Origin of the sequence: Sphingobium aromaticiconvertens, assembly GCF_037154075.1 — a bacterium.
In the GTDB taxonomy this organism is placed as follows: Bacteria; Pseudomonadota; Alphaproteobacteria; order Sphingomonadales; family Sphingomonadaceae; genus Sphingobium; species Sphingobium aromaticiconvertens.
This window is the reverse complement of sequence record NZ_JBANRJ010000001.1, coordinates 2,266,219-2,278,583: the sequence shown is the minus strand read 5'-3', so window position 1 is coordinate 2,278,583 and position 12,365 is coordinate 2,266,219. Positions and strand designations below refer to the sequence as shown.

13 protein-coding genes are annotated in these 12,365 nt (G+C 62.7%); 11 read left to right on the top strand and 2 right to left on the bottom strand.

All coding sequences use genetic code 11. The features are described 5' to 3' along the window. Window positions 1–22 precede the first annotated feature (22 nt). The 7 genes from WFR25_RS10955 to WFR25_RS10925 all read left to right on the top strand — a co-directional run bounded on the left by WFR25_RS10955 (window position 23) and on the right by WFR25_RS10925 (window position 5,741). The gene (locus WFR25_RS10955; RefSeq protein ID WP_336970906.1) at window positions 23–448 is read left to right on the top strand and encodes a Ros/MucR family transcriptional regulator; all 426 of its coding nucleotides are present in this window, start codon (window positions 23–25) and stop codon (window positions 446–448) included. A gap of 131 nt (window positions 449–579) precedes the next feature. Beyond that, window positions 580–1,002, top strand: coding sequence for a Fur family transcriptional regulator (locus WFR25_RS10950; RefSeq protein ID WP_336970904.1), 423 nt, complete (start codon window positions 580–582; stop codon window positions 1,000–1,002). Window positions 1,003–1,009: 7 nt separating this feature from the next. Continuing rightward, complete coding sequence (locus WFR25_RS10945; RefSeq protein ID WP_336970902.1) at window positions 1,010–1,771, top strand: lysophospholipid acyltransferase family protein; 762 nt, start codon at window positions 1,010–1,012, stop codon at window positions 1,769–1,771. 9 nt (window positions 1,772–1,780) lie between these two features. After that, window positions 1,781–3,130 (top strand): tRNA (N6-isopentenyl adenosine(37)-C2)-methylthiotransferase MiaB, encoded by a 1,350-nt coding sequence (miaB, locus tag WFR25_RS10940; protein ID WP_336970900.1) that lies wholly within the window; start codon window positions 1,781–1,783, stop codon window positions 3,128–3,130. A gap of 103 nt (window positions 3,131–3,233) precedes the next feature. Then, entirely contained in the window at window positions 3,234–4,247 is a 1,014-nt protein-coding gene (locus WFR25_RS10935; protein ID WP_336970899.1) for a PhoH family protein, read from the top strand. Window positions 4,248–4,273: 26 nt separating this feature from the next. Further along, complete coding sequence (gene ybeY / locus WFR25_RS10930) at window positions 4,274–4,804, top strand: rRNA maturation RNase YbeY (protein ID WP_336970897.1); 531 nt, start codon at window positions 4,274–4,276, stop codon at window positions 4,802–4,804. Further along, a complete protein-coding gene (locus tag WFR25_RS10925; protein WP_336970895.1) occupies window positions 4,797–5,741 on the top strand; it encodes a hemolysin family protein in 945 nt (314 codons plus the stop codon). Before ybeY ends, WFR25_RS10925 begins: the two co-directional genes overlap by 8 nt. Window positions 5,742–5,768: 27 nt before the next feature. On the opposite strand, the gene WFR25_RS10920 is transcribed toward WFR25_RS10925, so the two are convergent. Continuing rightward, on the bottom strand, window positions 5,769–6,494 hold the full coding sequence (locus WFR25_RS10920; protein ID WP_336970893.1) for a hypothetical protein: 726 nt from the start codon (window positions 6,492–6,494) through the stop codon (window positions 5,769–5,771). 179 nt (window positions 6,495–6,673) lie between these two features. Here WFR25_RS10920 and WFR25_RS10915 point away from each other — a divergent pair, with 179 nt between their 5' ends. After that, window positions 6,674–8,173 carry a DUF2142 domain-containing protein gene (locus WFR25_RS10915; protein ID WP_336974858.1) on the top strand — a complete coding sequence of 500 codons (1,500 nt, stop codon included), beginning with the start codon at window positions 6,674–6,676 and terminating at the stop codon, window positions 8,171–8,173. A 6-nt stretch (window positions 8,174–8,179) separates the two neighbouring features. On the opposite strand, the gene WFR25_RS10910 is transcribed toward WFR25_RS10915, so the two are convergent. After that, window positions 8,180–8,836 (bottom strand): MOSC domain-containing protein, encoded by a 657-nt coding sequence (locus tag WFR25_RS10910; RefSeq protein WP_336970891.1) that lies wholly within the window; start codon window positions 8,834–8,836, stop codon window positions 8,180–8,182. A gap of 142 nt (window positions 8,837–8,978) precedes the next feature. Here WFR25_RS10910 and WFR25_RS10905 point away from each other — a divergent pair, with 142 nt between their 5' ends. The 3 genes from WFR25_RS10905 to WFR25_RS10895 are packed head-to-tail and all read left to right on the top strand — an operon-like array spanning window position 8,979 to window position 12,357. Beyond that, entirely contained in the window at window positions 8,979–10,157 is a 1,179-nt protein-coding gene (locus tag WFR25_RS10905; protein ID WP_336970889.1) for a glycosyltransferase family 4 protein, read from the top strand. A gap of 29 nt (window positions 10,158–10,186) precedes the next feature. Further along, window positions 10,187–11,500 (top strand): replication-associated recombination protein A, encoded by a 1,314-nt coding sequence (locus tag WFR25_RS10900; RefSeq protein ID WP_336970888.1) that lies wholly within the window; start codon window positions 10,187–10,189, stop codon window positions 11,498–11,500. Then, complete coding sequence (locus WFR25_RS10895) at window positions 11,497–12,357, top strand: hypothetical protein (RefSeq protein WP_336970886.1); 861 nt, start codon at window positions 11,497–11,499, stop codon at window positions 12,355–12,357. Before WFR25_RS10900 ends, WFR25_RS10895 begins: the two co-directional genes overlap by 4 nt. Window positions 12,358–12,365: the final 8 nt, after the last annotated feature.

Here is a 12,365-nt window from a genome sequence, read left to right as displayed (position 1 = left end):
TCGCCGAAAGTGGAGCCAAAAAATGGAAATTGAATCAGCCCAAAATGAGCTGCTGATTACTTTGACGTCCGACATCGTCGCCGCACATGTATCTAACAACAGTGTCGCGGTGTCCGACGTTGCTTCACTGATCCAGAATGTGCATACCGCGCTTGCTGCCCTTTCCAGCCCAGCGCCCATTCCGGAAGTAAAGCTTGAACCAGCAGTATCGATCCGCTCGTCGATCAAGCCGGATTTCATTGTCTGCCTTGAAGATGGCAAGAAGCTGAAGATGCTCAAGCGGCATTTGATGACTCATTATCAGATGACGCCGGACGATTATCGCGCCAAGTGGGGCCTGCCCGCAGATTATCCTATGGTCGCACCCAACTATGCCGAACAGCGCCGCACCCTGGCGAAAAAAATCGGTCTGGGCACCAAGCGCCGCCGGACGCCCCGCGCGAAGTAAATCGCTGTTTCAGCGTCGCGACAGGCGGGGACGTACACCGATACGCCCCCGCCTTTGTCGCGTCTTACCCTTTACCCCATCCCAAAAGGCGCTAGGGTTGTTTTGAACAGCCCGTAGCCAAGCGAGCCCCAATGAACCGCAAGATCGATATCGAAGCCCTGTGCCATGAAAAAGGCCTGCGCATTACCGAGCAGCGTCGTGTCATCGCGCAAGTATTGAGCGATTCGTCCGATCATCCCGACGTCGAAAAGCTCCACGCCCGCGCGATCGAGGTCGATCCGGGCATTTCCATCGCCACCGTGTACCGCACCGTCCGCCTGTTCGAGGAAGCGGGCATTCTGGAGCGCCACGACTTTGGTGATGGTCGTGCACGCTATGAAGCGGCGCCGGAAGCGCATCACGACCATCTGATCGATGTGGAAACCGGTAATGTGATCGAATTTGTCGATCCTGAACTGGAGCAACTCCAGAAGCAGATCGCAGAGAAGCTGGGCTATCGCCTCGTCGATCATCGCATGGAACTGTACGGCGTCTCGCTCGACCGGAAGAACTGAACGAAGCATGGTTGCGCAACTGCGCCGATTTCGCCGTATCGCGGCGCTGATCGGCGCGCTTGCCCTTTGCCTGCCGCTCCACCTGATCTGGCGACTGTTGCGTTTGCGCTCGCCCTGGCCGCCCCGCTTCCTGGGCCTTGCCGCCCGCGCTGTTGGCGCTCGGGTCAGCATCACCGGCTCGCCGCTTGCCGCCGACGTCTTTTTCATCGCCAACCATGTCAGTTGGATCGACATATTGGCGATGGGCGGCACCACCGGCACAGCGTTCATCGCCAAGGATGACATCGCCGCCTGGCCGATGGTTGGCTGGTTGGCCGCGCTTAACAACACCGTCTTTATCACGCGCGAGCGACGCGGCAGCCTCAACGACCAGTTGCTTATCATTCGGGAAGCCATGGCGGGACACCAGCCATTGGCCCTGTTCCCCGAAGGAACGACCGGCGATGGCCGCACGCTGCTGCCCTTCAAGCCTTCCCTGCTGGCCGTGATGCTGCCCCCACCCCGCGCCGTATTAGTCCAGCCAGTCCATATCGACTATGGCGCAGCCGCAACCGACATCGCCTGGACGGGCGAGGAATCCGCCGGAGCCAACGCATCCCGCCTTTTCGCGCGTGCTGGCTCGCTCCCGGTCACGCTACATTTCCTTGAGCCGTTCGATCCCGCAGCCCTGCCCGATCGCAAGGCGCTGACCGCGCAAGCGCAAAAAAGGATCGCCGCCAGCCTCGCTGCGCACGCTGTGCCTTCCGCTGTTGCCGATGGCCCTGTATAGCCAAGCCATATGAATCGCGATAACGCCCCAAAGACACCCGCCACTTTCCAGGTCAAATCCTTCGGCTGCCAGATGAACGTCTATGATGGCGAGCGCATGGCAGAGATGCTGAATGCACGCGGCATGGCCGCCGCCGCACCGGGGGAAGAGGCCGATCTGGTCGTCCTCAACACCTGCCACATCCGCGAAAAGGCGGTCGACCGGGTCTATTCCGACATTGGCCGCCTGCGCCGGGACGACGGCAGCCGCCCGATGATCGCCGTTGCGGGTTGTATCGCGCAAGCGGAGGGCAGCGAAATCAGCCGCCGCGCGAAGACCGTGGACATTGTCGTCGGCCCGCAGGCCTATCACCGCCTGCCCGACCTGATCGACCGCGCCACCAGAGGCGAGGAAGCGGTGGACACCGACATGCCCGCCGACTCGAAATTCGGCGCGCTTCCGGGTCGTGGGAAACAGGCCCGGCCCAGTGCCTTCCTGACGATCCAGGAAGGGTGCGATAAATTCTGCACCTATTGCGTGGTGCCCTATACGCGCGGTGCTGAAATCAGCCGCCCCTGGACCGCGATCATCGACGAAGCCAAGGCGCTGATCGATGGTGGCGCGCGTGAAATTACCCTTCTCGGACAGAATGTTAATGCCTGGACCGGAGAAGATTCCTCAGGTCGCCTGCGGGGCATGGATGGCCTGGTCCGCGCCCTCGCCGATCTTCCCGACCTGCACCGCATCCGCTATACCACCAGCCATCCCAACGACATGACGGACGGCCTGATCGCCGCTCATGCCGAGGTGGAGAAGCTGATGCCCTTCCTCCATTTGCCGGTTCAGTCGGGCAATGACCGCATCCTCAAAGCGATGAACCGCAGTCACACAGCCGCCTCTTATCTGGCGATTATCGAGAAGGTTCGCGCTGTCCGTCCCGACATCGCCATTTCGGGCGACTTCATCGTCGGCTTCCCCGGCGAGACGGATGCCGAGTTTGAAGATACTCTGAAGATCGTCGACCAAGTGCGCTATGCACAATGCTATTCGTTTAAATATAGCCCCCGCCCCGGCACCCCGGCCGCCGGCATGGACGATCAGGTTCCGGCCGAAGTGATGGACGATCGCCTCGCCCGGCTTCAGGCGGCGATCAACCGCCACCAGATGGATTTCAACGCCGCCGCCGTCGGTCGCACCACGCAGATTCTACTGGAGCGAAAGGGTCGCAATCCCGGCCAGTTGATCGGCAAGACCCCATGGCTCCAGTCGGTTCATGTCACCGCCCCTGAATTAGTCATTGGCGATATGGTGGAAGTCGATATCATCAGCGCAGGCCCGAATAGTCTGGCCGGCGAAATCAGCAGGAGGAAAGCCGCTTGAACCCAAAACCCGTCATCCCCGCAAAGTCGGGGGCACATCTCCTTAAAGGACGCTGCAACGCGATCAGCCGGGAAGAGTGGACGTGGAAGGGAGGCGCATTCTGATGGGCAAGAAACCCAATAGCCGAACGGACGTCGCCGAGCGCGGGCGGGCCGAACGCGCGCGGATCGAAGTGATGTTCGAGAAGCCCCATTTGCTGGGTGCATTATTCGGTCAATATGACCAGAATCTGGTCGCGATCGAGAATCGCCTGGGCGTCTATATCGCCGCGCGGGGCAACAAGTTGCAGATCGAGGGGGACGCGGTGGCCGCGGCCCGCGCCCGCGACGTGCTGACCGGCCTCTATAACCGCATCGTCGCGGGGCAGGAGATCGACACCGGCGCGGTCGAGGCGGTGATCGCCATGTCGTCCGAACCCACGCTAGACGGCATCATCCGCCACGATATCGCCGAACCGCCCACGGTGATGATCCGCACGCGCAAAAAGACGATCGTGCCCCGTTCCGCCACGCAGGTCACCTATATGGAGGCGCTGGCCCGCCATGACGTCATCTTCGCGCTTGGCCCCGCAGGCACCGGCAAGACCTATCTTGCCGTCGCGCAGGCCGTCAGCCAGCTCATCACCGGCAGCGTCGATCGCCTGATCCTCTCCCGCCCCGCCGTGGAAGCGGGCGAAAAGCTGGGCTTCCTGCCGGGCGACATGAAGGAGAAGGTCGACCCCTATCTGCGCCCGCTCTATGATGCGCTCCACGACACCTTGCCCGCCGAGCAGGTGGAACGCCGCATCGCATCGGGCGAGATTGAGATCGCGCCGATCGCGTTCATGCGTGGCCGCACGCTCGCCAATGCCTTCATCATCCTGGATGAAGCCCAGAACACCACCATCGCCCAGATGAAGATGTTCCTCACCCGCTTTGGCGAGGGGAGCCGGATGGTTGTCTGCGGCGATCCCAAGCAGGTCGACTTGCCGCAACCCGGCACATCGGGCCTTGCCGATGCCGTCGGCCGGCTGGAGGGCGTGGAAGGCATTGCCGTCGTACCGTTCGGCATCGCCGATGTCGTGCGTCATCCGGTGGTCGGCCGCATTGTCCAGGCCTATGAAGGGCCGGATGCCTGATATGATCCTGACTCTGGAAATGCCGCATGTTTGATATTGCCCTCATCCACGAAAGCGGTTGGGCCGATGGCACGGATTGGGAGACTCTGGCGCAACAGGCTGTCGTCGCCGCAATCCGCCATAGTCCCTATGCCGCGTTCGAAGGGGCCTCCACCCTCTATGAAGTCGCGGTGAAGCTGACCGACGATGCAGAGGTCCACAGCCTGAACCGCGACTATCGGGACAAGGACAAACCAACCAATGTCCTTTCTTTTCCGATGGTTCAGGCAGACCTCTTGCAAGCCACGGCAAATACCGACGATGGCGAGGTATTGCTGGGCGACATCGTTCTGGCGGAGGGTGTCTGCACCGCCGAGGCGGCGGAAAAGGGCATCAGCATGGCCGATCATGCCGCGCATCTGATCATTCACGGCACTTTTCATTTGCTGGGTTATGATCATATGAGCGATAGCGAGGCCGAAGCGATGGAAGCACTGGAAATCCGGGCGCTTGGCAGCATCGGCTTGAAAGATCCCTATGGGGATCGCCAACAAGGGATTAGACACGACCATGGCTGAAGGCAGCCCCAAGGATGCATCCGGTTCGAAAGACCCGGACAGTAGTAACGGCGAAGGCGGTTTATGGAGCGGCCTGAAGTCGTTGCTGTTCGGCGAGGGTGAAAGTCACAGTCTTCGCAAGGAGCTGGAGGAAGCCCTCGACGAATATGACGAGGAAGAGGCGGAGGACACCGCCCCGCCCGCCAAGGGCGACCTGTCCGCGATCGAGCGGCAAATGGTCCGCAACCTCCTGCATTTCAGCGAGCACACTGTCGATGACGTCGCGGTCCCCCGCGCCGACATCATCGCGATCGAGGAGAAGGCGAGCTTCGCCGATCTTGCTGCCTTGTTCGCCGAAGCAGGGCATAGCCGCATCCCGGTCTACCGCGATACGCTCGATACGATCGTCGGCATGGTCCATATCCGCGACGCCTTTGCGATTCTGGCGGGCAAGTCGCCCGTGCCGGACACGCTCGAACCGCTTATCAGGCAACCGCTCTATGTCCCTGAAAGCATGGGTGCTTTGGACCTGTTGGCGGAGATGCGGGCAAAGCGCACCCATCTCGCCATCGTGCTGGACGAATATTCGGGCACCGAAGGTCTGCTGACGTTCGAGGATCTGGTCGAGGAAATCGTCGGCGAGGTCGAGGACGAACATGACGACGCGCCCGAAGCGATGTTCGTGCCATTGGAAGGCGGGATATGGGACGCGGACGCGCGTGCCGAACTGGACGATATTGCCGAGGAAATTGATGAGAAGCTGGGCGATGTCGAGGAAGATGTCGACACGCTGGGCGGCCTTGCCTTCGTTCTGGCCGGGCGCGTGCCGGAACCGGGTGAAATGCTGAAGCATGACGAAAGCGGCTGGACGCTGGAAATCGTCGCCAGCGACGGCCGCCGCGTCACCCGCCTGCGCCTGCACCCGCCCGAGGAGAAGGTCGAAGCGGAGGAGGGCTGACCCACCCTCTCCCCTTCGCGCATTTTATCAGAGTTCCCGAATAAGCCGCAGCCCCGCCCTTGGCCGGATGGGGCTGCCCCCTTCCTTCTCCGCGCCCAAGCCAAGCTGGACGTTGATATGGGAGGACAGTTTCTGGTGAAGCTGGGGCATGACCAGTGTACTGCCATGATCCCCGCCCAGATAATTGACCTCGACGCCCAATATCTGTTTCTGTGACGCATCGTAGAAAGTCGAGTGGTTGAGGATCAGGGCGTTGCGCCCCTCCCCGCCTCCAAAACCAATATCGGCCAGACCGACCATGCTGACGCTGCTCCAGCGCGCATTCGCCCGATTGACCAGCATATAGGCGACGCTGTTGCGATAATGGCCGGCGTGACGATCATAGATGCCAAGATATTGCACGCCATGCGCGGTCCGACCGCCGTTCATCGTCCCGAACGCGGCCTGAAGCCCCAGTTTCAACTCGGCAAGCCGACCATCCTCGAATGGCAGTTCCCCTTCGATCGCGAACCCGTCGGCAAAGGCATATTCGATCTCCGGCGCCCAGTAGATGGCGCGATCTGAACCTGACAGGGCCGTTGCTGCCAGCGTATTCACCTCCAGTTCCCCGCGCTTTGCCCCCAGCGGGCGCATCATGTCGAAGATCATTGGCTCGGGTACATCGGGATAATGTTCCGACGCCTGCACGGGGCATGCGAACATAGCGAAACAAGCCGCGCCCAGCAGCGCGCGGAACGAAGGAGAGGCAATCATCTGAAAAATCTCCGGCAAGGCGGTGAACACAGGCCGGTTACGTCGCAGCAGCTACACCTATTCCATCAGTCCGCCCGGAAAGGGCCGGAGCAACAGTTTCAAACAGAAGCGAAATATTAAGTGCTGAGACCTAAAAGCAGCGGCTGAAACCATCGGACTGACGCGGTGAAGGGGGCATGATGCGGCAAGAACGGATTTTCTCGTCACCGTCGCAGGGTGCCGAAATCCTCTTCGCCGCCCCGTGGAGCGCCATCGAAAAGCTGCTGCTGGCCGCCCTGTGTCTCGCCACACTGTTCTTCACCATCGTTACCCCGCCCTTTCAGGCGCCAGACGAAAACCAGCATTATATGAAGGCGCTGCTGTTGAGCGAGGGCCGTATCCTTACCGAGCAGCGCGGCACCGCCATCGGAGCAGACCTGCCACGCGCGGCCACGGACCTGCGTGATGTCGATTTCCCGGCGGAAACGCCCGGCGTCCTTCACCGTTACGATTATGCCCAGATCGCAAAGGCCGCCATCGCCGATCCTGAGCGTCCGGGCACGACCTTCGCGGATTTCCCCAATGTCGCCAACTATGCGCCAACCCTCTATGCGCCGGGCGCGGCGGGTTTGCTGATCGGCGACACGATTGGCCTGCCACGCATGGGCGCTTTCTATGCGGGCCGACTCGTCAACGCCCTGGTCGCGCTGGCGATGCTGGTGGCGGCGCTCCGCCTCATGCCCTTTGGACGCGCCGCATTGCTCGCGGTCGCGCTGTTGCCCACCACCGCCTATCAGGGCGGATCACTCTCCCCCGATGCGGTCATCAACGGCCTTGGCTTTCTTGCCCTCGCCCTCGCCCTTCGCGTCGGGTTTGCCCCGCCAACCCTTGCTCGCGGCGTCGCGCTGTTCGTGGTCGGCCCATTGCTGGCACTGGCCAAGGGGGTCTATCTGCCGGTCATGGCTGCGGGCCTGCACCTGCCTGCTGGACGCCGCGATCTGCGCGCATGGTTGGTGCCGGGACTGATACTGATCGCCATGCTGCTGGGCGCGATCAGCTTCGTCGCATGGCAGAAATATTCGGGTGGCAGTCAGGCGCTCTACCATATCGTCTCCCGCAAGACCGGGGAGATGGTGATGACCGCTCCGCTGGGCGAGCAGTTGGCGGTGATCCTTGGCGATCCGTTGGGCTATGCCCATATCCTGATTTCCAGCGTGATCGAGAGGGCGCCTGTCTATCTGCTCCAGATCGTCGGCCGGTTCGGCTGGAACGCCATTCTTTTGCCACTCCTGGCCTATCCCTTGGCCGGGTTGATGCTGGCATCGGCCGTCGCAAGCGGTGCGGGGGTCCGCTTTTCGGTCATGCAGCGCCTCTGGTGGCTCGTCGTCGTACTGGGGACCGCGCTGCTCATCGAAACCGCCATGTATCTGACCGGCACGCCGCCCGCCGCCGATTATATTCAGGGGACGCAGGGCCGCTATTTCCTGCCCATCCTGCCGCTGGCCTTGCTGGCGCTGATGCCCGACCGTGGCTTGCGCCTTGCCCCGCCGGTCTTCGCGCTATCAACGCTGTTGTTGCTGGCTGTGGCGGCGTTGACGGTGTTCGACAGTTTCTGGGTTCACGGCTTCATCACCCATAACGGTATGCCGCCGCACAGCAGCGCCCGGAACGCCTTGCTGCTCCCCTCGCCCCGCTGGTAGTCCCGCTTACATTCCTGCGAGTTGCACAGCCCGCTTGCGCCACGCTTCCGCCAGTACGGGCATAGCCGCCAAAGCGCGCACCGCATCGGGTTCGCGCTTGTGTTCGCCACCGATCAACAGGCGAAACAGCCGCTCCACGCTGATGTCCGGATGGGGGCGTTCCAACAGCGCCATGACGTCGCCCGCCTGCGCCTCACCCTCCCGGATCACCCGAAAATAGACGCCGCAGCGCGCGGTCTTCACGATCGTCGCCATGACGTCGCGCGCGCCGAAACGATGGTCCAGCTTCCAGCAGGGTTGCCGCCCATGGCTGACCTCCACGATCGCGCTGCCCAGCGCAAAGCGGTCGCCCAGACATATATCCGCCTCTGTCATGCCCGTTGACGCGATATTTTCCCCGAATGCACCGGGCGCATTCAGCAAGGGCTGGTCGGGCTTTCGCCCCCGCCACCAGCCATAATGATCCTGCGGATAAAGGTGGATCGCCTTGTCCCAGCCGCCATGGTGGACGGGATCGGCGACGGCGTCGCCCTCCAGCCCCAGCCAGCCGATCCGCACCGCCCCTTCGACGGGTCGCTTGGCGATGGCGCTATGGTCGCCATCGCGAAACGGAACGGGCGTGCCGACCAGCAGCGCAGAGATGGTCATGGAAGGCATCGTCATGTCCCAGCCATGCCATATCACACGGCGGTTGACGATGGCCGCACGCCTGTAGTGAGGCACATCTGCCGCATGAAAAGCAAAATCACCGGCGAAAAAGCCGCTTCCCTTGGGTTTTTTTCGTGCCTCGTCTAAGGGCATCGGCATGGATGTTACCGGTCTTCGCGTCGCATTGTTCAGCGGCAACTATAATTATGTACGGGACGGTGCGAACCAGGCGCTCAACCGCTTCGTGGGCTATCTGCTGCGGCAGGGCGCGCAGGTGCGTGTCTATTCCCCGACAACCAATACGCCCGCCTTCCCGCCTGCCGGTGATCTGGTCAGCACCCCCTCTTTCCCCGTGCCCGGCCGCGCCGAATATCGGGTGCCGTGGCGCATGTCCGCCCGTGTTCGCCGCGACCTCAAACGCTTTGCCCCCAATCTGGTCCATCTTTCCAGCCCGGACCCGCTGGGCCATCTGGCCCTTAGCTGGGCGCGAAATCGAGGATTGCCGACTGTCGCGTCGGTCCATACCCGGTTCGAAACCTACCCACGCTATTATGGCCTCGCCTTTCTGGAGCCGGTCGTCCTGTCCATGCTGCGCCGTTTCTATCGCCGCTGTGACGCGATCGTCGCGCCGTCCGATTCGATGGCGCAACTGCTGCGCGAACAACGGATGAGCTATGACGTCGGCATCTGGACGCGGGGCATAGACCGGGAGATTTTCAACCCCGAACGCCGCGATCTTGGCTGGCGCCGGTCGCTTGGCATTGCGGACAATGTGCCCGCGATCGGCTTTATCGGTCGTCTGGTGATGGAAAAGGGGCTGGACGTCTTTTCCGACACGATCGACCAACTGGCCTTGCGCGGGGTGGACCATAAGGTGCTGATCGTTGGAGATGGCCCCGCCCGCGAGTGGTTTCAGCATCGCCTGCCCGCAGCTATCTTCGCCGGGTTTCAGCAGGGGCAGGATCTGGGCCGCGCAGTCGCCAGCATGGACATGTTGTTCAACCCATCGGTTACCGAAACTTTTGGCAATGTAACTCTGGAGGCGATGGCGTGTGGCCTGCCGACCGTCGCCGCCCGCGCCACCGGCAGCGAAAGCCTGGTGACGGAGGGTGTAACCGGCCGCCTGATCCGCCCCGGCGCCATTAACGATTTCGCCGATGCGCTTGCCGCCTATTGCATGGATAGCGACGCCCGCAACGCCGCTGGCGCCGCCAGCATCGCCCGAACCCAGCGCAATGGCTGGGTTCAGGTCAACCAGGCGCTGGTCGATACCTATATACGCGTGATCCATCAACGCGCGCAGGGCGCCGTTCCGCGCGCCAGCCCCGTTCCCTAAACGCCCTCCCTTCCCTATATCGGCAGAATATGGCCGACCTTTTTGCCGACCCCGCCCAGCCTGCTCCGTCAGAGCCTCTCGACGCGCCGCTTGCCGACCGGCTGCGTCCGCGCGTTCTGGCCGATGTGGTGGGACAGGATCATCTGACCGGCCCGGACGGCGCGATCGGCCGGATGGTGGCCGCTGGTCGCCTGTCATCGATCATATTGTGGGGACCGCCGGGTACGGGCAAGACCACCACCGCGCGCCTGCTGGCCGAAGCGGTGGGGATGCGCTTTGCCCCCATATCCGCCGTCTTTTCCGGCGTCGCCGACCTCAAGAAACTGTTCGCCGCCGCCCGCGACCATGCGCGACTGGGCGACAAGACATTGCTCTTCGTGGACGAGATCCACCGCTTCAACCGCGCCCAGCAGGACGGGTTCCTGCCCTTTGTCGAGGATGGCACGGTAACGCTGGTCGGCGCGACGACGGAAAATCCCAGCTTCGAACTCAACGCCGCTTTATTGTCGCGCGCGCAGGTGCTGATCCTGCGCCGCCTCGACAGCGCAGCGCTCGAAAAGCTGCTGGATCGGGCCGAAGCACTGGTGGAGCGCCCCCTTCCCCTGACCTCCGCCGCGCGGGAGGCGCTGATCGCCAGCGCCGACGGCGACGGCCGCTTCCTGCTCAATCAGGTCGAGACGCTCTATTCGATCGACATCGCCGAGCCGCTTGATCCTGCGGGTCTCTCCGCTCTGCTCCACCGCCGCGTCGCGGTGTATGACAAGGATCGGGAGGGGCATTACAACCTCATTTCCGCGCTGCATAAATCCCTTCGCGGATCGGACCCGCAGGCCGCGCTCTATTATCTCGCGCGGATGCTGACCGCAGGCGAAGAGCCGCTCTATGTGCTGCGCCGCCTGGTGCGCTTTGCGAGTGAAGACATCGGCCTTGCCGACCCGCAAGCCCTGATCCAGACGCTCGCCGCCCGCGATGCCTATGAATTTCTGGGGTCGCCGGAGGGGGAGCTGGCGATCGCTCAAGCCTGCCTCTATTGCGCCACCGCGCCCAAATCCAACGCCGCCTATGTCGCGCAGAAGGCCGCCTGGAAATCCGCCCGCGATACCGGATCGCTGATGCCGCCGCAGAATATCCTGAATGCGCCCACGAAGCTGATGAAGGACATCGGCTATGGCAAGGGCTATGCCTATGATCCTGACACGAAGGACGGATTTTCCGGCGCCAACTATTGGCCGGAGGAGATGGCTCCACAGGCCTTTTACGCACCCACCGATCGGGGGTTCGAGGCGCGCCTTGCCGAACGGCTCGCTTATTGGGACAAGTTGCGGACAGACGGCGGGGGATGACCCCCAACGTCACGCACTTCGCCGCGATCGACTGGTCCGGAGCCAAAGGGCTGCGGCATAAGGGAATCGCCGTGGCGCGGTGCAGCGCGGGCGATACTGCCCCCTATCTGGTGCCGCCATCCTCGGGCACGCTCTGGTCCCGCTCCGCCGTGGCCGACTGGCTGCTCGATCAAAGCCGGGCCGCGCCCACGCTCTTTGGCTTCGATTTCAGCTTCGCCCCGCCGCTGGTCGCACGGGGCAGCTATCTGCCCGGAGAGGTCGTGCCAGACACCGCGTCAGCCTTCTGGGCCTATGTCGATCGCCTTTGCGCCGATGCCGACCTTGGCGCCGCCAGTCTGCTGGAAGTCGCTCACCGCCGCCATTTCTATTTCGGCAAGGCGGACGGGGTGAAGGCAGATTATATGCACAATCGCCGCTGCGAGGCCCATTATAATGCGGGCGGTGGCGGCAAACCCTCCACCGTCTTTGACGCCATCGGCGCAGCGCAGGTGGCAAAGGCCAGCTTTTCGGGCATGCGCCTGCTCCACCATCTGCATGGCAAAGTGCCGATCTGGCCCTTCGATCCGCTGCCCGAAAACGGTTCGCTGGTAGTGGAAATCTACACCAGCATCGCCGCGCGCGCCGCCGGTCGGCCCAAGGGACGATCGAAGATGCGCGATCGCGCTTCGCTCAATCTCGCGCTCGCAACCCTTGGGTCCATGCCCTATGCTGGTCCCGAACCGGATGACCATCAGGCCGACGCCCTGCTCACCGCCGCCTGGATGCGCGGGGCCGCGCGTGACGCCCGCTATTGGACGCCATCCCCCCTCAATGCGCATATTGCGCAAACAGAGGGCTGGACCTTTGGCGTCATCTGATAGTAAGG